Here is a 550-nt window from a genome sequence, read left to right as displayed (position 1 = left end):
TCTTCGACCTCCCCGACGCCTGCCACCTCGTCGCCGCCCGCGCCACCCTCATGGGAGAACTCCCCACCGGCGGAGGCATGGCCACCATCGCCGCCACCCCCCACGAACTCACCGACGACCTCGCCACACACCACGGCCAAGTGAGCATCGCCGCCCTCAACACCCCCGGCAACACCGTCATCTCCGGACCCAGCCACCTCATCGCCGACATCAGCGCCACCTGGGCGGCCAAGGGCCGCAAGACCAGGACACTGACCGTCAGCCACGCCTTCCACTCCCCCCTGATGGACCCCATCCTCCAACCCTTCAAACAAGCCATCAGCAAACTCACCTACCACCCACCCACCATCCCCCTCATCAGCAACCTCACCGGACAACCCGCCGACCAACACATCACCACACCCGACTACTGGACCCAACACATCCGCCAACCCGTCCACTTCCACCCCGCCATCACCCACACCACACCCCACACCAGCCTCTACCTCGAACTCGGCCCCGACCCCACCCTCGCCACCGCCACCCACCACACCCTCCACCACCACACCAC

The 550-nt window shown here is 66.7% G+C and carries 1 protein-coding gene; it reads left to right on the top strand.

From position 1 onward, the window contains the following. A partial coding sequence (locus ABD329_RS48030; protein WP_344318332.1) for an acyltransferase domain-containing protein occupies positions 1-550 on the top strand: 550 nt, incomplete at both ends.

The sequence above is a fragment of the Streptomyces javensis genome (assembly GCF_039525925.1).
Lineage (GTDB): Bacteria > Actinomycetota > Actinomycetes > Streptomycetales > Streptomycetaceae > Streptomyces > Streptomyces asiaticus.
This window is presented reverse-complemented; position numbering and strand designations above follow the sequence as displayed.